Source organism: Streptomyces sp. NPDC085481, from assembly GCF_044541845.1.
Lineage (GTDB): Bacteria > Actinomycetota > Actinomycetes > Streptomycetales > Streptomycetaceae > Streptomyces.
Window position 1 is genome coordinate 237,838 of the sequence record NZ_JBITTJ010000002.1, and the last position, 20,858, is coordinate 258,695.

13 protein-coding genes are annotated in these 20,858 nt (G+C 70.8%); 5 read left to right on the top strand and 8 right to left on the bottom strand.

The genetic code is table 11. The features are described from left to right. Window positions 1-156 precede the first annotated feature (156 nt). Window positions 157-2,265, bottom strand: a complete 2,109-nt coding sequence (locus ACIGEZ_RS06940) for a SpoIIE family protein phosphatase (RefSeq protein ID WP_399826745.1) — start codon at window positions 2,263-2,265, stop codon at window positions 157-159. 135 nt (window positions 2,266-2,400) lie between these two features. On the opposite strand from ACIGEZ_RS06940, the gene aspS reads away from it, so the two are divergent. Continuing rightward, window positions 2,401-4,221, top strand: a complete 1,821-nt coding sequence (gene aspS, locus ACIGEZ_RS06945) for an aspartate--tRNA ligase (protein ID WP_399826747.1) — start codon at window positions 2,401-2,403, stop codon at window positions 4,219-4,221. A gap of 199 nt (window positions 4,222-4,420) precedes the next feature. On the opposite strand, the gene ACIGEZ_RS06950 is transcribed toward aspS, so the two are convergent. Continuing rightward, a complete protein-coding gene (locus ACIGEZ_RS06950) occupies window positions 4,421-5,446 on the bottom strand; it encodes a helix-turn-helix domain-containing protein (RefSeq protein WP_399826749.1) in 1,026 nt (341 codons plus the stop codon). A 198-nt stretch (window positions 5,447-5,644) separates the two neighbouring features. Continuing rightward, window positions 5,645-6,097, bottom strand: a complete 453-nt coding sequence (locus ACIGEZ_RS06955) for an ATP-binding protein (RefSeq protein WP_399826751.1) — start codon at window positions 6,095-6,097, stop codon at window positions 5,645-5,647. A 163-nt stretch (window positions 6,098-6,260) separates the two neighbouring features. Here ACIGEZ_RS06955 and ACIGEZ_RS06960 point away from each other — a divergent pair, with 163 nt between their 5' ends. From ACIGEZ_RS06960 to ACIGEZ_RS06970, 3 genes are all read left to right on the top strand, one after another. Then, window positions 6,261-7,136: a helix-turn-helix domain-containing protein gene (locus ACIGEZ_RS06960; protein WP_399826753.1), complete on the top strand. Its 876-nt coding sequence runs from the start codon at window positions 6,261-6,263 to the stop codon at window positions 7,134-7,136. Continuing rightward, complete coding sequence (locus ACIGEZ_RS06965) at window positions 7,133-7,342, top strand: DUF397 domain-containing protein (RefSeq protein ID WP_399826756.1); 210 nt, start codon at window positions 7,133-7,135, stop codon at window positions 7,340-7,342. Before ACIGEZ_RS06960 ends, ACIGEZ_RS06965 begins: the two co-directional genes overlap by 4 nt. Before the next feature lie 73 nt (window positions 7,343-7,415). Then, the gene (locus tag ACIGEZ_RS06970) at window positions 7,416-8,381 is read left to right on the top strand and encodes an intradiol ring-cleavage dioxygenase (RefSeq protein ID WP_399826759.1); all 966 of its coding nucleotides are present in this window, start codon (window positions 7,416-7,418) and stop codon (window positions 8,379-8,381) included. 646 nt (window positions 8,382-9,027) lie between these two features. On the opposite strand, the gene ACIGEZ_RS06975 is transcribed toward ACIGEZ_RS06970, so the two are convergent. The 5 genes from ACIGEZ_RS06975 to ACIGEZ_RS06995 all read right to left on the bottom strand — a co-directional run bounded on the left by ACIGEZ_RS06975 (window position 9,028) and on the right by ACIGEZ_RS06995 (window position 18,532). After that, window positions 9,028-13,653 carry a putative T7SS-secreted protein gene (locus ACIGEZ_RS06975; protein WP_399826762.1) on the bottom strand — a complete coding sequence of 1,542 codons (4,626 nt, stop codon included), beginning with the start codon at window positions 13,651-13,653 and terminating at the stop codon, window positions 9,028-9,030. Then, a complete protein-coding gene (locus ACIGEZ_RS06980) occupies window positions 13,653-14,300 on the bottom strand; it encodes a hypothetical protein (protein ID WP_399826765.1) in 648 nt (215 codons plus the stop codon). Before ACIGEZ_RS06980 ends, ACIGEZ_RS06975 begins: the two co-directional genes overlap by 1 nt. Then, entirely contained in the window at window positions 14,297-14,785 is a 489-nt protein-coding gene (locus ACIGEZ_RS06985) for an SseB family protein (RefSeq protein WP_399826767.1), read from the bottom strand. The genes ACIGEZ_RS06980 and ACIGEZ_RS06985 overlap by 4 nt, the downstream gene beginning before the upstream one ends. A 156-nt stretch (window positions 14,786-14,941) precedes the next feature. Beyond that, window positions 14,942-16,549, bottom strand: a complete 1,608-nt coding sequence (metG, locus tag ACIGEZ_RS06990; RefSeq protein WP_399826769.1) for a methionine--tRNA ligase — start codon at window positions 16,547-16,549, stop codon at window positions 14,942-14,944. A gap of 99 nt (window positions 16,550-16,648) precedes the next feature. Next, entirely contained in the window at window positions 16,649-18,532 is a 1,884-nt protein-coding gene (locus ACIGEZ_RS06995; RefSeq protein ID WP_399826771.1) for a VWA domain-containing protein, read from the bottom strand. A gap of 234 nt (window positions 18,533-18,766) precedes the next feature. Here ACIGEZ_RS06995 and ACIGEZ_RS07000 point away from each other — a divergent pair, with 234 nt between their 5' ends. After that, window positions 18,767-20,833: a PhoX family protein gene (locus ACIGEZ_RS07000; RefSeq protein ID WP_399826774.1), complete on the top strand. Its 2,067-nt coding sequence runs from the start codon at window positions 18,767-18,769 to the stop codon at window positions 20,831-20,833. Window positions 20,834-20,858: the final 25 nt, after the last annotated feature.

Consider the following 20,858-nt stretch of genomic DNA (forward strand, 5'->3'; position numbering starts at 1 on the left):
GCTCCGTGGTCCCCCCTCAGGCGGGGCCGTACCCCCACCAGTCTCCTCCGGCGTCCCGAAGGCCGCCCGCCAGGCGCCGCGTGCCACCACCGCGTGCCCGCCGGGACGCCGGGACGCCGGAACGCCGGGACGCCGGGACGTCGGGACGTCGGGACGCTAGGACCTGGCCTCCGACGGCGGCTCGTGCAGCTCGAACCAGATCGCCTTGCCCTCGCCGCGCGGGTCCACGCCCCACGCGTGCGCCAGCATCTCCATCAGGAGCAGCCCGCGCCCGCTGGACGCCATCTCGCCCGGGTGGCGCTTGTGCGGCAGCTCGTCGCTCGTGTCGGCGACCTCGACCCGCAGCCGGCGCGCCTTCTCCAGGCAGACGATCTCCGCGACCAGCAGTGCGTCGCCGTCCGTGTGGACGAGGACGTTGGTGACCATCTCGGAGACCATCAGGACCGCGGAGTCGACCTGGTCGTCGTCCGACCAGTCGTGCAGGAGCTGGCGCAGCTGCTCGCGGGCGGTGGCGATCCGTTCCGGCTCGGCCTGGGCGACCGTCATGATCGTTCGGCGCGGGGCCGGCCGTACCGCCGTGCCCTGGCGGGACAGCAGCAGGACCGCGATGTCGTCCTCGCGGCGGTCGGCGAGCGGGCCCGTGGTGTGGTGCGAGCCGGGCCCGTGGACGGCCTCGACGAGCCGGTCGGCGAGCGCCTCCAGGTCCTCGCCGTCGTCGGCCTCGAGAAGCTTCCTGACCCGCTCCCAGCCGCTGTCCAGGTCGTGGCCGCCGGTCTCCAGGAGGCCGTCCGTGCAGATCATCAGGGTCTCGCCGGTCTCCAGGGTGAGCCGGGTGGTGGGGTAGTCGGTGTCGGGGTCGATGCCGAGCGGCAGCCCGCCGGCCGTGGGCCTCAGCAGAACCGTTCCGTCGGTCATCCGTACCGCCGGATCGGGATGCCCGGCCCGGGCGATCTCCACCGTCCCCGTGTCCAGGTCGACCTCCAGGTACAGACAGGTCGCGAACCGGGGGCCGCCGTCCCCCCAGTCGGCCGCGTCGGCCCGGTCGGTGCCGTCGTTGACCCCGTACAGAAAGCGCGAGGCGCGCGAGAGCACCGCGTCCGGGCGGTGCCCCTCGGAGGCGTACGCCCGCAGTGCGATCCGCAGCTGCCCCATCAGCCCGGCCGCGCGTACGTCATGACCCTGTACGTCCCCGATGACCAGGGCGATCCGCCCCGCGCCCGCCCCGCCCGGCAGCCGGATCATGTCGTACCAGTCGCCGCCCACCTGTAGCCCGCCGCCCGTCGGCACGTACCGCGCGGCCACCTGGATCCCCGGGATGCCGGGCCCGAGGACCGGCATCATCGTCCGCTGCAGACCGAGCGACAGCTCCCGCTCCGACTCGGCCACCCCGGCGCGCGCGAGCGCCTGCGCCAGCATCCGCGCCACCGTCGTCAGGACCGAGCGCTCGTCGGGGGTGAACGCCACCGGATGCTTGAACGCGGCCATCCACGCGCCCATCGTCCGCCCCGCCACCACCAGCGGCACGAAGGCCCACGAGCGGCGCCCGAAGGGCCGCGCCAGCGGCCAGGTCATCGGGAAGCGGCGCCCGTACTCCTCCGGCGTCGGCAGATAGATCGCCCGCCCGGTCCGCACCACCTCGGCCGCCGGATAGTCGGTGTCGAGCGTCATCGAGCTGAACGGCCCCTCGTCGCCCTCGCCGTGCCCGTGGTGCCCTATGACCGTCAGCCGGTCGCCCGCCACGCCGAACACCGCGAGCCCGTCCGGCGAGAAGCCGGGCATGGACAGCGACGCGGCCACCCGCAGCACCTCGGCCGTCGACCGCGCCTCCGCCAGCGCCCGGCCCGCGTCCAGCAGGAACGCCTCGCGCGAGCGCCGCCAGTCGCCCGTGACGGGGGTGCGGGCGGCGGTGCCGGGGGGTTGCTCGGCGACCTCCTGGAGGGTGCCGACCAGCTGGTAGTCGTCCCCCTCGATCAGCGGCTTCGACCTGCTCCGTACGGTACGGATCACCCGGCCGTTCCCGTCCATGATCCGCAGCCGGGCCTCGGCGAGCGTGCCCTCGGCGACGGCGAGGTTCACCACCCCGTCGATCTCGTTCCAGTCGACCGGATGAAAACGGGAGCGCACGGCCGCCTCGGTGAGCTGTACGGGTTCCGCGGGCAGCCCGAGCAGCCGGGCCGCCTCGGCGTCGAGGGTGACGACCCCGGACGCGTTGTCCCAGCGCCACATGCCGGTCGCGATCGCGGCCAGGACGTCCTCGGTGCGCATTGCCCCACTTTATGAAGATCGGACAGCAGGTCGCCACCGAGAGTATTCGGATCGCGATCTTGGGTGGCCCGGTACCCTGAGTGGGCTTGACATATCAAGCGGCCCCACGGATCCCGAAGAACTGGATGAACGACGATGCATCGGTACAGGTCCCACACCTGCGGCGAGCTCCGCGCCTCTGACGTCGGCACCGACGTCCGGCTGAGCGGCTGGCTGCACAATCGGCGCGACCTGGGCGGCATCCTCTTCATCGATCTGCGCGACCACTACGGCATCACCCAGCTCGTCGCCCGCCCCGGCACCGCCGCGGCCGAGGTCCTCGACAAGCTGACCAAGGAGACCGTCGTCCGCGTCGACGGCAAGGTCGTCTCCCGTGGCGCGGAGAACGTGAACCCCGAGCTCGCCACCGGCGAGATCGAGATCGAGGCCGCCGACATCGAGGTGCTCGGCGCGGCCCAGCAGATCCCCTTCACCATCAACGCCGACGACGGCGTCAACGAGGAGCGGCGCCTCGAGTACCGCTTCCTCGACCTGCGCCGTGAGCGCATGCACCGCAACATCATGCTGCGCTCGGCCGTCATCGCCGCCATCCGCTCCAAGATGGTGGCCCTCGGCTTCAACGAGATGGCGACCCCGATCCTCACCGCGACCTCCCCCGAGGGCGCCCGTGACTTCGTCGTCCCCTCCCGCCTGAACCCGGGCAAGTTCTACGCGCTGCCCCAGGCGCCGCAGCAGTTCAAGCAGCTGCTGATGATCTCCGGCTTCGACCGCTACTTCCAGATCGCGCCCTGCTTCCGCGACGAGGACGCCCGCGCCGACCGCTCGCCGGGCGAGTTCTACCAGCTCGACGTCGAGATGAGCTTCGTCGAGCAGGAGGACGTCTTCCAGCCGATCGAGAAGCTCATGACCGAGCTCTTCGAGGAGTTCGGCGGCGGCCGCCACGTCACCTCCCCGTTCCCGCGGATCCCGTTCCGCGAGTCGATGCTCAAGTACGGCAACGACAAGCCGGACCTGCGCACCGACCTGGAGCTCGTCGACATCACCGACGTCTTCGAGAACTCCGAGTTCAAGGCCTTCGCGGGCAAGCACGTGCGCGCCCTCGCCGTGCCGGACACCGGTGACCAGCCGCGCAAGTTCTTCGACGGCCTCGGCGACTTCGCCGTCTCCCTCGGCGCCAAGGGCCTGGCCTGGGTGCGCGTCGGCGAGGAGGGCGCCCTCACCGGCCCCATCGCCAAGTTCCTCACCGAGGAGAACGTCAAGGTCCTCACCGAGCGCCTCGGCCTCGCCGCCGGCCACGCCGTGTTCTTCGGCGCGGGCGAGTTCGACGAGGTCTCCAAGATCATGGGCCCGGTCCGGGTCGAGGCCGCCAAGCGCGCCGGCCGGTTCGAGGAGAACGTCTTCCGGTTCGCCTGGATCGTCGACTTCCCGATGTACGAGAAGGACGAGGAGACCGGCAAGATCGACTTCTCGCACAACCCCTTCTCCATGCCGCAGGGCGGCCTCGAGGCCCTGGAGACCCAGGACCCGCTGGACGTCCTCGGCTGGCAGTACGACATCGTCTGCAACGGCATCGAGCTCTCCTCCGGCGCCATCCGGAACCACGAGCCCGCCATCATGTTCAAGGCCTTCGAGATCGCCGGCTACAGCCGCGAGACCGTCGAGACCGAGTTCGCGGGCATGCTGCGCGCCTTCCAGTTCGGCGCCCCGCCGCACGGTGGCATCGCCCCGGGCGTCGACCGCATCGTGATGCTCCTCGCCGACGAGCCCAACATCCGCGAGACCATCGCCTTCCCGCTCAACGGCAACGCCCAGGACCTGATGATGGGCGCGCCGACCGAGCTGGACGAGTCGCGCCTGAAGGAGCTGAACATCCAGCTCCGCAAGCCGGTCGCGGCCACCAAGCCGGCCGAGGAGCGCCCGGTCACCGAGTCGGTGCACCCGGACGCGGCGCGGTAAGCCTGCCGGAGCTGATAGGGGGCCCGGATCCGTCGGTACGTCCGACGGGTCCGGGCCTCACTCGTTCTCGCAGCGCGGAAGGTCCTCGGTCGAGATGGTCCAGCCGGCGACGGTGACATGTCGGCTTCGGCGATCAGCATGAGGTCCGGGCGGCGCATGATGCCTTCGGGTTGGTCCTCCACGTCGGGTTCCGTCACGTTCATGGTAGGCGGCAGCTCCCGCAGCGGCCCGGTTCCGGCCCTCGGTACGCCCGGTCACAGACGTCGCAGTTCTGCAGCGGATGGCGTTGCGGTGCGGGCGCCCGGAACGGGGGCGGCGCCGGGAGCAGAGCGGCGAGCCGGTGGGCCAGGAGGGCGGCGGGGCGCCACAGGGGTTCCGGGAGGTCGGCGGTCAGGGCATGCCGTACGGCGTCCGGGGCGACGTCCCGCTCCAGCCAGGCGGCGACACCGGGGGCCAGGTGCTCGGTGTCGGCGGCGGAGAGCAGCAGCCGGGGATCCCGGAGCCGGAGCCCGGTGAGGACCTCGGCGGCGGTCAGCAGGAGGTCAGGGGCGGGATACCCCGGCTGCGGCACGGCGGGCAGGGCGCGGCGACGCGGCTCGGGCCGGGGTGTGGGTGCGGGTTTCGGCACGGGGGGCAGGGCGCGGCGACGGGGCTCGGGTCGGGGTGTCGGTGCGGGCTCCGGCGCGGCGGGCAGGGCGCGGCGACGGGGCTCGGGTCGGGGTGTGGGTGCGGGCTCCGGCGCGGCGGGCAGGGCGCGGCGACGCGGCTCGGGCCGGGGCTTGGGCTGCGACTTCGGCTTCGGCGCCGCCGGTCGTGCGGTTCGGGTGTCGGCGCTGGTCCTGCCGCGGTCCGGCTGGTTGCAGAACACCGTCCGCGTCACGATCCGCCCGTTCGGCAGGCGTACGCGCTCGCGTCGCAGGTAGCCGTGGGCCTCCAACTCGCGCATGGCGCGCGCGGTCCGGGTGGTGCCCTCGCGCAGATTCCTGGCGATGCTCTTGATGTCGATGGGCGCGCCCTCGGGCAGCGACTGGATGTGGCTGCCGATGCCGATGGCCAGCCCCGTCAGCTCTCCGTGCTGGAGAAGGTGGTTGCCGACGATGGTGAAACGCTCGGTGTGGCGGGTGTTCTCGTGAATGACGCCGCCGCTCGTACCCCGGTGAGAGTGGTTCTTCCCGCCGTTACGGGACGGAGTGGACGGTCGCGCGCTAGTGTTCTGGCTATCCATCGGGAAGCTCCTACTTCCTGGATGGTCAGGCCCTCGCACTGGGATTGCCGTCCCGGCGGGGGCCGACTCATGTCCGGGTGGTGTCGGTCGTGCCGAGCGTAGATCAGGCAACCGGGCACCACGCCAGCCAAGTTGGCATATTTCACTGGCAAGAGTGATGGCTTCGGCGCCGGGAGGGGAAGGGTGGGTTTGGTGGGGTCATTTCCCCTCCGGTCCTTGGTACTTGGGATCGCCCGAGTCACCGGCGCACGGTTTTCCGGGCTCCGGTGAACCGAGGTCCAGCTCGGCCCAGACCGTCTTCCTGGGTACGGGCCCGACCTCGACGCCCCACCGGTCGGCCATCGCCACGACGAGCAGCAGCCCGAGCCCACGCCCGACGCGCGGGAGGGCGTCGTCGCGCGTGTCGGTGACCTTGATGCGAAGGGTTCCCGTGTCCACCGCGAGCGCCGCCAGGAAGTCCCGGCCCGGCACCCGCCCGTGGGTGACGGCGTTCGTGGCGAGCTCGGCGACGATCTGCGTGGCCGCGTCCCCCACGCCGTACGGCAGCTCGCAGGTCGCCAGCCACTCGGCGGCGAGCAGCCGGGCGAGCCGGGCCCCACGCGGGGTTGGCGACAACTGGACACGGAAATCAAGGGAGTTCTTCTGATTCACGACACTGAGCGTGGCGACCCCTGGCTACCGTGCACAGTGACTGTGCCGATACGTAGGGTGACTGTCCGGGGCTTGTCCACTGCTGTCCGGGCTGTCGGGTCGGCGCCGGCGGGTAGGGCCGTTGCGTCACTCACGCACGCACGGACGAGGGGAAGGGCGCGGCATGTCGGTCGGCGAAGAGGTAGGGCGGCTCAAGACCGAGGAGGACGAGCCGGGTTGGGAGGTGGATCCGGACGACGACTGGGGAGTGGCCGTCGTCGCCACGGTGGGACGGCAGTTGAGGCTGCGGCGGGAGGCGGTGGGCATGCGCGCCGCCGACTTCGGCGTGACCGTCGGCTACGGCGAGGACATGGTCTACAAGATCGAGTCCGGGAAACGGATTCCGCGGCCCGAGTTCCTGGACAGGGCGGACGAGGTCCTGGACGCGGGCGGTCTGCTGTCGGCCATGAAGGAGGATGTGGCGAAGGTCCGGTACCCGAAGAAGGTGCGGGAGCTGGGGAAGCTGGAGGCGAGCGCGGTCGAGATCCAGCTCTACGACCCGCTCAACATCCACGGCCTGCTGCAGACCCCCGCGTACGCGCGCGGGCTGCTCCTGATGCGACGCCCGGCGTACACGCAGGACGAGGTGGAGCGGATGGTGGCGGGCCGCATGGCCCGCAAGTCGGTGTTCGAGCGCGACCCCGCACCGGAGCTCAGCTTCGTCCTGGAGGAGTGGACGCTCCGTCGGCCGCTGGGCGGAAGGGCCCTGTTACAAGCCCAGTTGGAGCACCTGCTGGAGGTCGGACGGCTGCGGAACGTCGAGCTGCAGGTGATGCCGATGGACCGCGAGGAGCACGCCGGAGTGGACGGTGGCATCGAGGTGCTGAAGTTCGTGGACGGATCGGCGGTTGGGCGCTCTCCTGTGGTGGCCAACGGCCGACCCGTGACCGAGCGGAAGCAGCTGCATATCCTGGAGTTGCGCTATGGCATCATCCGCGCCCAGGCTCTCACGCCACGGGAGTCGACGGCCCTCATCGAGCAACTGCTGGGAGAGACATGATCCGCAACACCTCGGCCGGAGACGCCCCCGAACCGGCGTGGTTCAAGAGCAGCTACAGCAGCGGCAGCGAGGGCGACTCCTGCATCGAGGTCGCCACCACCCCCGGCACGGTCCACGTACGCGACTCCAAGGTCGCCGACGGCCCCCGGCTCGCGCTCGCGCCGGCCGCGTGGGCGGGCTTCGTGTCGTACGCCTCGGGCCGCTGACGCGCACGGCACACAGCAATCCACAGCCGCCACCCACGTCCCCTGACAGCCTGGCTGCCTAGCGTCCTCGCTCATGAGCGAGAACGAGAACCACGAGAGTCAGGGCGGCAAGCACCGCCGGACCATGACCCGGCGCCGGGCCCTCCTCGCGGGCGGCGGCGTCGTGGTCGCGGCGGGCGTCGGGGCGGGCGCGATCGCCTCGGCGTCGGAGGGCGCGAAGAAGAGCGCGACGGCGGGCAAGGGCGCTTCCGGGGAGGCCTGTTACGTCCTCACGTCGGAGACGACCGAGGGCCCGTACTACATCGACGCGGACAAGATCCGCAGGGACATCACCGAGGACCGGGAGGGCATCCCGATGACCCTCCGTCTGAAGGTGATCGACGCGAAGACGTGCAAGCCGCTGCGGAACGCGGCCGTGGACATCTGGCACTGCGATGCGCTCGGCATCTACTCGGGCTACGAGAGCCTGAGCACGGGCGGCGGGGATACGCCTCCCACGGGCCCGCCGCCCACCGACCAGCCGACCGGCACCCCGCCCACCGGAGGCCCGGGCGGCGGCGGTGGAGGCGGTGGCGGCCACGAGGAACCGACGGACGACAAGCGCTACCTGCGCGGCACGCAACTGACCGACAGCGGAGGCTTCGTCGAATTCACGACGGTCTTCCCGGGCTGGTACCGGGGCCGGTGCGTCCACGTCCACACCAAGGTCCACGTCGGCGGCAAGCTCACCTCCGCCGGCTACGAGGGCGGCCACACCTGCCATACGGGCCAGCTCTTCTTCGCGGAGTCCGCGGTCCTGGACGCGGCGAAGGTCGCTCCGTACTCCACCAGCACCACCGAGCGCACGACCCTCGACGAGGACACGATCTACCCGGACAACGGCACGGCGGGCGGCCTCCTCACCCTGAAGTACAGGAAGGGCCGCATAGCGAAGGGCGTCCCCGCCACCCTCACGATGGGCATGGCCCCCGCCGAAACCCACACGGGCACGGAGGCCGCGGCCCAGCCGGGCGCGTCGGCCTCGGCGTCCACCTCCTGACTTCCGCATCCACAGCGTGGACGCCTGGGACTTCGGCCGTCCCCTCAGCCATGGCGCGATGGGGCGTGGCGTGCAGTGTGGCGGAGGCAGCGTCGGCCGTCATGCGCGCCGGCCGACTCGTTCACGTCCTGTGTTGTCAAACGGTCTCACGTGAACGTGCGAGGGCTGATGCCCTGGCTCGCCCGGCTCCCTGTGGCCGAACCGGTGGTCTGACTAAGAGAAGCGATGTGTGACGATCCACGTCTCTGATTCCTCCGTCGAGACCGCGCACATCACTCGGCCATCCTCCGACACCGTCAAGAATTCAGCATTTCCGGTGCCAGCGCGAATTCGGGACGGGAGGGCGGCTCCGATAGGGTCCCTCACGTGAATCCAGGTAATTTCTCCACGCGCAATGGAAGTGAGAATATAGAATTCACCTCTCTTTGTGAGGAGGTGGTTGGCGGCGGCCTGATCTGCCCATTGGTGGTCCAGTTGTGCGGAGGCGTCCGGCAGTGAATCGGCGATGGATACCGTGGGTTCGACTTCTACTCCGTTGACCGCGTAGATCGCAGACATGACAGCAGGGAGGTCGGGGGGGACCTCTCGGTCCAGCACTGTGAGGCCGCTGGCTTCCAACTTCTTCTGCCACTCCGGTGTGGCGTCGTCATGAGCCTGTGTAGAAGAAATGATGGTCGCCGCCTTCCTTGTTGATTTTGAGGTATCTTTCCATGCTCTCGGGGTATCTGTGCTTGCCGTCCGAGCCCACGGTTCTGGCGTTGTCCCAGCCGAAGTTGACGAACGACCTGTCGGACGGGTTCTTCGGCATTCCGGCATGGAAATGTGTGCCGGCAGGGTCGTGAGTGTGCTCAACGATCACGCGGGACCCTTGTTCGGTCTCATACTGCCGGAAGTGTCCCCAATGCGTCTCGTCCTTGGCGTAGATGTACCCCGGCTCATATTTGAGACGCTCGTCGCCGACCACCTTCCATTCGGCGAGGGGCGTCTCGCCGTAGGGCACACCGGCTGCCTCGAAAGCCGCTCGCTCCGCATCCTCTCGGCGGTCGAATGGGTTGGAATGCTCCCCCTTAGGGGGGCACGGTGCCAGCCCCAGCGGGTCGCTCCACGTGTGCGGGTTGTGGACGTACGTCGACGGGTTCGGTGCCGGTGCCAGGCCCAACGGGTCCTGGGAGAGGTAGCGGGCCGGTTCCGGGTCGTAGTAGCGGAAGCAGTTGTAGTGGAGGCCGGACTCCGGGTCGAAGTACTGGCCCGGGAAGCGGAGTGGCGTGTAGGCCGTGGCCGACCTGGTCCAGGAGGTCGTGCCCCAGAGGGTGGTGCGGGAGCGCCAGGCCAGTTCGCCCGTCTCGTCGACGAGTTCGGTCGGTGTGCCGATCAGGTCGGTGACGATGGCGAAGAAGCGGGTCTCGTCGGTGTCGTGCCGGCGTTCCGTCTGGGCCAGGGGGCGCAGGCCCGCGTGGTCCCAGGTCAGGGTGAGGGTTTCCGTCGACTGCTCGCACAGGGTGGTGCCGTCCCACGTGAAGTGGACGGTTTCCGTGGGCGAGTGCTTCGCGATGCGGCGGCCCAGTGGGTCGTAGACGTAGCGCCATGCCGTGCCGTCGGGAGTGACGACGGACGTCAGGCGGTCTTCCGCGTCCCAGGTGTAGCGCCAGGTGTCCGGTTTCCTCGACAGGCGGGTCTTCTGCCGGAGGACGGTCCGGCCCTGCGCGTCGTGTTCGTAGCGGACCGCGCCCGCGCGGTTGATCCGGGTGCCCGTGTAGGCGCGCGGGCCCGTCGCCTCCGTGCCGCCGGGCCAGCCGGCATCCGTCTGGTTGCCGGCCTCGTCGTACGCGTACCGCTCCGTCCACCGGTCGGCCCGTACCGCCGTCACCCGGCCCGCCGCGTCCAGGTCGAAGCGGCGCGGCCCGGCGAGGTGGTCGTCGATGCCGATGAGGTAGCCGTCCGAGCGGTAGTGGTACTCCCGCTTCTGGAGGCGGTGGCCGCGGCTCGTCACCTCGTGCGCGGTCAGCCGTCCCACCTCGTCGAAGGTCGAGGCCAGCGATGCGAAGTCGCCTACTGTACGGGTCAGTTCACGGCCCGAAGCGTCGTACACGAAGGACATCGTCCGGCCGGACGTGGTCAGTTCCGTGCGACGTCCCGCCGCGTCGTACTGCCACGAGCTCGTCGTCCCGCCCGGGGTCGTCCGCCCTGTCCTCCGGCCCAGCTCGTCGTAGGAGAAGGCGAGCGTACGGCCGTTGACCGTCTCCGACGTCAGGCGGCCGTACCGGTCCCGTAGACGCGTCAGTGTCGCGTCCGGGCTCACCGCCATCGCCAGTTCGTCGAAGATGTCGTACTCATACGTCGTGACGGCGCCGCCCGCGTCCTTGCGGAGCAGCCGGCCGAGTTCGTTCCGCTCGAAGCGGACCGATTCGCCCGCGCCGTTGGTGCGGGACTCCAGGCGACCCGCCGCGTCGTGCGCGTAGGTCAGGGTCCTGCCGTCGAAGTCCGTCTCTGACACCGTACGACCGGCCGCGTCGTAGGCGTACGTCCAGGTCAGACCCTGAGGGTTGGTAACGCCCGTCAGTTGCAGGGCCGCGTCGTGGGCGAAGGAGTAGTGCGTCCCGTCCGGGTCGGTCCGGGACGCGAGGACGTCGAAGTCCCCGTAGGTGAAGATCGTCGTGCCGCCGTTGGCGTCTGTGTGCGTGAGGCAGTTGCCCTCGCCGTCGTACGTCCATGACTCGGTGGCACCGTCCGGGTCGACCCGGCGGCTGAGCCGGCCCTCGGGCGTCCACTCCAGTCGGGTCTCGGCACCCAGAGCGTCCGTGACGCGGACCTGACGTCCGAAGCCGTCCCGCTCGTACTCCGTCGTTCCGCCCAGCGGGTCGGTGACCGCGACCGGGAGCCCCACGCCGTCGGTGCGGATCCGGCTGACCCCTCCGAGTGGATCCGTGACCGTCGTGAGCCGGCCCCGGTCGTCATACGCGAACTCCGTGCGCGTGCCAGAGGGGCTCGTCGCCGATGTGCGGTTGCCGCGCTCGTCGTACGTCTGGTGGACCGTCGTGCCGTCCGGGCGCCTCACCCTGACCGGCAGGCCGAGTGCGTCGTACTCGGCCGTCGTGGTCCGTCCGTCGGGGCGGGTGACGGCTGTGAGCCGGCCCTCCTCGTCATAGGCGAAGAGGGTCGCGTGGCCCAGGGGGTCGGTGCGGGAGAGCAGGCGGCCCCGGGCGTCGTACGTGGAACGGGTGGTCGCGCCGTCCGGTGCCGTCTCGGCGGTGATCCTCGCCTGGTCGTTCACCTCGAAGCGGGTCGTCCGGCCGAGTGCGTCCGTGTAGGTCGTCTCGCCGTTGCCCCAGGTGAAGCGGCCGGCCATGACACCGTCGCGGCCCGACTGGGAGACACAGCGGTCACGGGCGTCGTAGACGTAGTCGTAGCGGTGGCCGTTGCTGTCGGTCCAGGACGTCATCCGGCCGTGCTCGTCGTAACCGAAGCACAGCCGGCGGCCCGCGGAGTCGGCGACGGAGGTGAGGTGGCCGTCGGTGTAGCCGTAGCGCCGGAGCTCCTGGTCGCCCAGGTGCAGGGCCGTGACCCGGGAGCCGTCCGTGGTGAGGCGGAGCCGGTACCCGCCGTGGTGGGCGATCTCCGTGGGTGCGCCCTGGGCGTCGTACCCGAAGGTGATCCAGTTGCCGTTGCGGTCGTCGATCTGGACGAGCAGGGCCTCGCCCCCGTCGCCGACGGTGGCGAAGTGGCGTACGGTGCCCGTCTCCGGGTCCGTCACCGTGTACGTGGCGTCCGACGCGTCCCGGTCCAGTCTCCAGCGGCGGGTGCCGTGGGTCGGCAGCACCGGGACGCCGGGCGCCGGATGCGGGTAGGCGAGGAGGCTGCCGTCCTCGCCGAGCAGGAGCACCCCCTCCACGTCGATCTCCAGACGCTGGTCGATCGTGCTCGCCCAGGACGGTCCGAACCAGCGGCCCGCGCGATAGGAGGACTCGTAGTTCCGGCCGAGCACCAGCGGCAGGGCGCCTGGCAGGGCGACGTCCGTCTGCGGCAGGGTGACCCGTCCCGTGGCCATGTCCACGGGGTCACCGCACTCGCACTTCTCGTCCGGTCTACGGCCGGCGCCGTGAGGATCTTCCGTCTGAGCGGTACGTGACGGGCGCTTGGCGCCTCCCGGCACGTCGTCCAGGTGCTTGAGCCGCGTCAGTGACTTCAGGCCGCCCGCGCCCTTCGTGCCGATCAGCTCCGGGACGAGTCGGCCGAGGAATTCCGACGGGTCGCCCTTCGCCGCGTCCCAGGCGTTCTTCAGGGCCCGGTCCGGGTTGGCGACGGTGGAGACGAGGCCGGCGAGGGTGGTGTTGACGCCCTTGTAGTACTCCGCCGGGTGGGTCAGGTTGTACGGGTCCACCGGATTGACCGAGCGGACGAAGTTGAGCAGGCCGGCCGTGCCCTTGACGATGCCGCCCCCGAAGTGGGCCAGCTCGAAGCCCTGGCCCACCCCGTAGTCCATCAGCTCGAGCTTGGCCTTCTCCAGCCCCGTCGGCTCCTTCGGCGCGTGCGCGAGCGCGGCGCGGACCGCGCTCTTCGCGGTCTCTCCCGCCTGGTTACGGGTCTTGCGGGCGTCGTCGAGGATCTCCTGGGCGCGCTTCCGCTTCGTCTCGCCGGGGTCGGAGAACTTGCCCGGGTGGGGCAGCGGGCTGTCGCTGTCGCGGGCCGCTTCGTAGGCCGCGGTCTTCTCGCGGTACGTCTTGTCCGCCGTCTTGGTGTCGTTGTCGCCCTCCTTGTACAGCGCGATCGCCTCGCGGGCCTTGCCCTGGGCGCTGGTCACCGCGTGCGCGTACGTCTCCAGCGCCTTGGCCGCGTTCTCCATCGCGTCCGCCGCGTGCAGCCAGTCCGTCGGCAGGGTCTGGAACCTCTCCCGGAAGGCGTCTGCCGCCGCGCCCTTCCATTGCTCGGAGTCCAGCTTCTTCATCCCGCCGCCGACCAGGTCGAAGGCCCGCTGGAAGTCCCGCAGGTTCTTCACCGCGGCCGCGATCTCGTCCGGCTTGCCGTGGACCAGCTCGTCCGCCTGCTCGGTCTGCCCGAGCCGCTGCTCCCCGACCTCCGCCCCCAGCGAGGAGGCGGTCTCGTCGCCCCAGTCCTCGACCGCGTCCGCCCAGTCGTGCGCACCGGCCTTGTCCAGGACCTGGCCGGTCTTGTCGGTCAGGGCGTCGACGCCCTCGCCGACGAGCTCCTTGCCCTTGTCGAGGCCCCGGTCGACACCGTCGACGATCTTGTCGCCCCACCCCTTCCAGTCGACCATCAGCGGCCCTCCCCCCACCGCGGCTGCTCGGCCTGTTCGATCGTCGTCTGATCAGGGGCGAGCTTCTCCTTGAGCTTCGCGTCCACGAGGTCGCGGTCCGCCGGGTCGATCAGCCCGGAGCGCTCCATCTGGTCCAGCTCCGCGTCCATCACGTCGTAGCCGGTGTTCCTCCAGGTCTGCTCGACCTCCTCGTGGGCCTCGGAGAACGACTCCGGGCTCCAGTCCGCGCCGTCCCACATGTGCTGGTCACGGACGGTGTCCCAGCGCATCTGCTTGACCTCGTCCTCGGACAGGTGCGGATTGCCGTTCAGGGAGTTCACACCGATCTTGAACGTGTCCTTGATGTACTGCTCCTGCTCCGCGAACGAGCCCGCCGACAGGCCCACCCCCTGCGCGAACCCGTTCCCGCGCAGGGTCAGCGACCGTACGCCCCACTCCCACCGGTTGCAGAACGTCTCGAACTCCGACGCCAGGCCGCCATGGCCCAACTCCAGCCCGGAGAGGGCCAGGTCGGAAAAGCCCCGTCCCGTCGACGCCTGGCCGGTCATCCCGAGGTCCTTCAGCTCGGAATGCGCCAGATCGATACCCTTCGCTATCTCCGCCAGCGCCGCCGGCGGCGCCGCGAGATCAGGCTCGTTCCCGCTCACTGCTTCCCCGTTCCCCCGAGATCCACCGCCACCTCGTCCGGAACGATCCCCGCCACCGGCGGAAACACCGTCCCGTCCGCACTGCCCGCATCCAGCGCCACCCCGCCCGGACCGGGCAGCATCGGCACCATCACGTCAAGCAGCCGCGCACCCAGAACCGTCCGGTAGGTCCACTCGCGCCCCGCCTCACCCCGCGCCACCGCGAACCGCGCCAGCGCCTCCTCGTCCGAGAACGCGCAGATCCACCGCACCCCGTCGAAGTCCGCCGTCCACAGACTCCCGAACTCGTCGAACGGCACCAGCACGGCCGTACGCCGGAACGCGCCCAGCAAACGCGCGAACTCGCCGCGCGCAGAAGCCGCTTCGTCGGTCCGCTCCTCGTCGGCCGCCCCCGATGACGACCCCACCGGCGCGGAGGTCGCCGCCAACTCGGTGAGTCTCGAAATCCTTTGAGGCCTCGCCTCGACATCCCCGTTGTCGGTCACTCGCTCATGTTTTCATGTGCGCATTTTCGTGAGCAACGAACATTCGGACGACATGTGATGCGTGATGGCGAGCAGCCCCCGCATGACACAGCGGCCGCCGTCCCTGAGAGGGGGCGGCGGCCGCTGCGTCGTGTTTGCGGGGGGTGAGGAAGGGCGTCAGTCCTTCTTCGGGTCCTCCAGGCGCGGGAAGAGGACCGCGCCCTTCGTCACCGTCGCGCCGGCGGGGAGCCTGCCCCACGTGGCCGCGTCCTGGACCTGCTGGGTGGGCAGGGCGCCCAGGGCGGGCTCGGCGCCGAGGGAGTCCCAGAGCTGCTGGGAGGTCTCCGGCATGACCGGGTTCAGGAGCACCGCGACCGCGCGGAGGGACTCGGCGGCCGTGTAGAGGATGGTCGCCAGGCGGGCCCGGCCCTCCTCCGACTCGTCCTTCGCGACCTTCCAGGGCTCCTGCTCCGTGATGTAGCCGTTGACCTGCTTCACGAAGTCGAAGATCGCCAGGATGCCGGCCTGGAAGTCCAGCTCCTCGCCGATCTTCTGGTCGGCCGTCGTGACCGCCTTGGCGAGGCCCTCCTGGATCGCCTTCTCCGCGTCGCCGTCGGCCGTGGCCGCCGGGAGCTCGCCGCCGAAGTACTTGCCGACCATCGCCGCCACGCGGGAGGCGAGGTTGCCGTAGTCGTTGGCCAGCTCGGAGGTGTAGCGGGCGGAGAAGTCCTCCCACGAGAACGAGCCGTCCTGGCCGAAGGCGATCGCCCGCAGGAAGTACCAGCGGTACGCGTCGACGCCGAAGTGCGAGGTCAGGTCCTGCGGCTTGATGCCGGTCAGGTTCGACTTCGACATCTTCTCGCCGCCGACCATCAGCCAGCCGTTCGCCGCGACCCGGCCGGGCACGGGCAGGCCCTGCGCCATCAGCATCGCCGGCCAGATCACCGCGTGGAAGCGGAGGATGTCCTTGCCGATGAGGTGGACGTCCGCCGGGAAGGTCTCGTCGAACTTCGCCGGGTTCTCGTTGTAGCCGACCGCCGTCGCGTAGTTCAGGAGCGCGTCGACCCACACGTAGATGACGTGCTTGTCGTCCCACGGGACCGGGACGCCCCAGTCGAACGTGGAGCGCGAGATGGAGAGGTCCTCCAGGCCCTGCTTGACGAAGTTCACGACCTCGTTGCGGGCGGACTCGGGCTGGATGAAGCCCGGGTTGGCCTCGTAGAACTCGAGCAGCTTCGGGCCGTACTCGCTCAGCTTGAAGAAGTAGTTCTCCTCCTTGAGGATCTCCACCGGCTTCTTGTGGACGGCGCACAGCTTGGTGCCGTCCTCGGCCTCGATGAGATCGCCCGGGAGCTTGTACTCCTCGCAGCCCACGCAGTACGGGCCCTCGTAGCCGCCCTTGTAGATCTCGCCCTTGTCGTACAGGTCCTGCACGAACTCCTGGACGCGGTCGGTGTGACGCTTCTGGGTGGTGCGGATGAAGTCGTCGTTCGCGATGTTCAGGTGCTCCCAGAGGGGCTTCCAGGCCTCCTCGACGAGCTTGTCGCACCACTCCTGGGGGGTGACCCCGTTCGCCTCGGCGGTGCGCATGATCTTCTGACCGTGCTCGTCCGTGCCGGTGAGGTACCACACCTTCTCGCCACGCTGGCGGTGCCAGCGGGTGAGCACGTCGCCTGCGACGGTCGTGTAGGCGTGGCCCAGGTGAGGAGCGTCGTTGACGTAGTAGATGGGGGTCGAGACGTAGTACGCCTTCGAGCCCTGCTTCTCGGATCCAGTGGCCGCCATGGTGCGAATTTTAACGGCCGGGAGGAGCTGCCTTCACACGGTTAAGCCCGGGGCCCGGCGGTCAGGCCGCCGGGCCCCGGGTTTCGGTGTCCTGTCGGGTCAGAGGGAGAAGCCGTCGAGCAGTCCGCGGTAGAAGGCGGCGTGCGGGGTCTCGACGGGGGTGAGGCCGGCCAGGTGGACGCCTGTACGGGGGGTGCCGGCGAGCTTACGGAGGTAGTCGAAGGCCTTGCCGTCCTCCTCGCCCCACGCCGTGAACCTCCAGTACACCGGCCGGTCCGCCGCCTGGGCGAGCGCCTGCGTGGCGGCCGTCCGCGACTCGGGCGCGCCGTCGGTCTGGAACACGACCAGGGCGGGGCGGTCGGGGTCGTTCTTCTCGTGGTGGGCGAGGACCTCTTCGATGGCGCGGTGGTAGTTCGTCCGGCCCATCCGGCCGAGGGTCGCGTTGACCGCGTCGATGCGGCCGTCGAGGTCGGCGGGGCGGAGTTCGGCGGTGCCGTCGATGTCGGTGGAGAAGAAGACGGCGGTGACGGCGGCGTCCTCGGACAGGTGTGCGGCGAGCGCCACCGTCTGCTCGGCGAGCCGCTGCACGGACCCGTCCTTGAAGTACGACCGCATCGACCCGGACCGGTCCACGACCAGGTACACGGCCGCCCGGGTGCCCGTGAGCCCCTGCTTCTTGAGCACGGCACCGGCGGCCTTGTAGGCGTCGACGAGCTGGGGAGCGGACGCCTTGACGGTGGCGAGGGTGAGGGCGGGGGTGCCGGTGCCGGTGGGGGTGGCGGCTTCGGCGCCGTCCTGCTCCTGCGGCTGCGCCACGGGCGCGTCGGCGGCCGGGGCGGGCTCGTCCACGGGGGCCTCGGCGGCGGCCACGGCGACGGGCTCGCCGGCCGGCACCTCCTCGGCCGGCACCTCCTCGGCCGGTGCCTCGTCGGCTGCCGCCGGGGCCGGCTCCTGCGTTGCGGCCTGCGGCTCCGCGACCGGCCCGGCCTCGGGCGCCACGGCCTGCGGCTCCGCGACCGGCCCGGCCTCGGGGTCGGTTTCGGCGTCGGCGACTGCGGCGGTCGGCTGCGGGTCGGTGTCAGGTGCCTCCGCCCCGGACGGCTTCGCCGGGTCGGCGTCGGTGGCCGAAGCCACCGCGACCGGCTCACCCGCGGGGGCGTCGGTGGTGGCCGCAGCCTCCGGCTCCGCCTCGGCCACGACGGACCCGGCCTCGTCGGCCGATGCCGTGGTCGGCTCCGCCTCCGCTTCACCGGTGGTGGAGCTTTCCGCGTCGGCCGACAGGACGGCTTCGGCGGGCTGCGGCTCCGCGGTGACGACCGACGCCTCGGCCGGGTCGACGGCGGTGGGCTCTTCGGCCGTCGCGGTAGGCGCCGGCCGCTCCGTGGCGTCGTCCGCTGTGGCGGACGAGTCGGCAGCGCTCGCGTCGGCGTCGGCCTGGGCCGGCTCGTTCGCCGGCGTACCGGTCGCCTCCGGCGCGGTGTCGAGGGCGTTGCCGGTCGCCGCCTGCGCCGCAGGCGCGTCGGCGTCGGCGGCCGGTTCCGGCTGCGCCTCGGCGTCGGCCGTCGCGGTCGGCTCCGCGGTCACCGTCTCCGTCGCGTCAGCCGTCTCGGTCAGCTCCGCCGCCGCCTCGGCTACCTCGGCCGCACGCTCCGTAGCGGCTGCCCCGTCCGCCGCGCCCGAATCCTCCGCCGCGACTACCTCGTCCGCCCCGCCCGAGGCCTCTGCGACAACCACCTCGTCCGTCCCGCCCGAACGCCCCGTCCCCGTGGTCGGCGACGACGCCCTTCGGGCCGGTGGGATCTGGGGGTTGTCGAAGGCGGCCGCCACCAGGTCCGCCGCCGCGCGTTCCGCGGCGGAGTCGTCGCCGGGGGTTTCCGACGGCGGGGTCGCGGCCTGGGCCGGGACGGAGGTTGCCGGGCCGTGTTCGGCGTCGTTTGCCTGGTCGCGGCCGAATACCTTGCGCAGCAAGCTCCGAATACCCATGGGCGAACCCCTTCGCATGAGTTGGGCGATATGCGTCCTTCATCCCTGGCCAGGGCGGACACGTAAGGTTAGCGGCCACGGCCCCCCGTCCCTACGACCCGGGCGCCCCCGGTCGTCGCGCATTCATCCGGCGTTCACTCCTAAGACCCCACCGTGCAGATGTGCGCACATATCGTCACCGCCGAACGGATTCCCGACACCATGTCGGCGCAGCATGCGCCGGAGGAGGACCAAGTGCGCAAACTGCTGCCGCTGCTGAGCAACCACTCGCACGGAGGCGGCCGTTCCGCCATGACCTGCCGGTTCCGTTGCGGGGACGCCTGCTTCCAGGAGGTGCCCAACACCAGCGACAACGAGTACGTCGGCGACGTCATAGCCGGTGCGCTCTCGCGCCGTTCCGTGATGCGCGCCGCCGCCGTCGTCACCGTCGCCTCCGCCGCGGGCGGTGCCGTGGTCCTCGGCAACGCCCCCGCCGCCGAAGCGCACGGCTCGCACGGCTCGCACCACAAGCCGAAGCCGACCGGCGCCCGCGGCCTCCGCTTCGACCCCGTCGCGCCCAACACCGCCGACCAGGTCACCACCCCCGCCGGCTACTCCCAGAACGTGGTCATCCGCTGGGGCGAGCCCATCCTCCGCGGCGCCCCCGCCTTCGACTCCGAGAAGCAGTCGGCGAAGGCCCAGGCCGGCCAGTTCGGCTACAACAACGACTTCCTCTCCCTGCTCCCGCTCCGCGGCGAGCACCACCGCCAGGTCCTCGTGGCCAACCACGAGTACACCGACGAGGTCCTGATGTTCCGGGGCTACGACCCCGCGAACCCGACCCGCGAGCAGGTCGAGATCGCCTGGGCCGCGCACGGCCTGTCCGTCGTCGTGGTCCAGGAGGAGCACCGCACGGGCCGCCTCACGCCCGTCAGCCGGCACCGGCTCAACCGGCGCCTCACCGCCACCAGCGAGTTCGAGCTGACCGGCCCGGCCGCCGGCAGCGAGCTCGTCAAGACCTCCGCCGACCCCGAGGGCCGCACCGTCCTCGGCACGCTCAACAACTGCGCCGGCGGCACCACCCCGTGGGGCTCCACCCTCCACGGCGAGGAGAACTTCAACCAGTACTTCGCCAACGGCTCCTCCGCCACCGACAAGCGCTACGGCATCGGTGCCGCCGCCACCGAGCGCAAGTGGGAGCGGTTCGACAAGCGTTTCGACGTCAGGCAGGAGCCCAACGAGGCCCACCGCTTCGGCTGGGTCGTCGAGCTCGACCCGTACGACCCGGACTCCACGCCCCGCAAGCGCACCGCGCTCGGCCGCTTCAAGCACGAGGCCGCGCAGCCCCGTCTGACCGCAGACGGCCGTCCGGTCGTCTACATGGGCGACGACGAGCGCTTCGACTACTTCTACAAGTTCGTCTCGAGCAAGCGGATGAAGAAGGGGAGCTCCCGCGCCGCGCGCGAGCACAACCTCACGCTCCTCGACGAGGGCACCCTCTACGTCGCCAAGCTCACCGGCGACTCCCCGGCCGCCGAGATCGACGGCACCGGCAAGCTGCCCTCCGACGGCGGGTTCGACGGTTCCGGCGTGTGGATCCCGCTGGCCACCGCCGGCAAGGACGGCGCCGTCTCGCACGTGCCCGGCATGACCGCCGAGGAGGTGTACGTCTTCACCCGCCTCGCCGGTGACAGGGTCGGCGCCACCAAGATGGACCGCCCCGAGGACGTCGAGCCCTCCCCGCGCACCGGCCGCGTCTACGTCGCGCTCACCAACAACACCGACCGCGGCAAGGCCGGCAAGGCCCCGGCCGACGAGGCCAACCCGCGCAACCTCAACAAGCACGGCCAGATCCTGGAGCTCGCCGAGCACTGGGACGACCCGGCCTCCGACGGTTTCGCCTGGCGCCTGTTCCTGGTCGCCGGCGACCCGAACGACCCGGCCACCTACTTCGCGGGCTTCCCGAAGGAGAGGGTCTCCCCGATCTCCTGCCCGGACAACGTGGCCTTCGACCCGCACGGCAACCTGTGGATCTCGACCGACGGCAACCAGCTCGGTTCGCACGACGGCCTGCTCGGTGTGGCCACGCAGGGCGAGCGGCGCGGTGAGCTCAAGCAGTTCCTGACGGTGCCGCGCGGTGCCGAGACGTGCGGCCCGCTCGTCCAGGACCGCCGGGTCCTGGTCTCCGTGCAGCACCCGGGCGAGATCGACGGCGCGTCCGTCGAGAAGCCGGCCTCCGTCTGGCCCGACGGCCCCGGCAAGATCGTCCGTCCGGCCGTCGTCGCCGTCTGGCGCACCGACGGCGGCGACATCGGCGTCTGACGCCGACGGGACGCCTCCGGGTGAG

Bases quoted from the DNA above. Each gene is read 5' to 3' on its own strand.
- ACIGEZ_RS06995 (WP_399826771.1), bottom strand. From the start codon at position 18,532: ATGGGTATTCGGAGCTTGCTGCGCAAGGTATTCGGCCGCGACCAGGCA.
- ACIGEZ_RS06970 (WP_399826759.1), top strand. From the start codon at position 7,416: ATGAGCGAGAACGAGAACCACGAGAGTCAGGGCGGCAAGCACCGCCGG.
- metG (WP_399826769.1), bottom strand. From the start codon at position 16,549: ATGGCGGCCACTGGATCCGAGAAGCAGGGCTCGAAGGCGTACTACGTC.
- ACIGEZ_RS06975 (WP_399826762.1), bottom strand. From the start codon at position 13,653: ATGGTCGACTGGAAGGGGTGGGGCGACAAGATCGTCGACGGTGTCGAC.
- ACIGEZ_RS06960 (WP_399826753.1), top strand. From the start codon at position 6,261: ATGTCGGTCGGCGAAGAGGTAGGGCGGCTCAAGACCGAGGAGGACGAG.
- ACIGEZ_RS06965 (WP_399826756.1), top strand. From the start codon at position 7,133: ATGATCCGCAACACCTCGGCCGGAGACGCCCCCGAACCGGCGTGGTTC.
- aspS (WP_399826747.1), top strand. From the start codon at position 2,401: ATGCATCGGTACAGGTCCCACACCTGCGGCGAGCTCCGCGCCTCTGAC.
- ACIGEZ_RS06950 (WP_399826749.1), bottom strand. From the start codon at position 5,446: ATGGATAGCCAGAACACTAGCGCGCGACCGTCCACTCCGTCCCGTAAC.
- ACIGEZ_RS06940 (WP_399826745.1), bottom strand. From the start codon at position 2,265: ATGCGCACCGAGGACGTCCTGGCCGCGATCGCGACCGGCATGTGGCGC.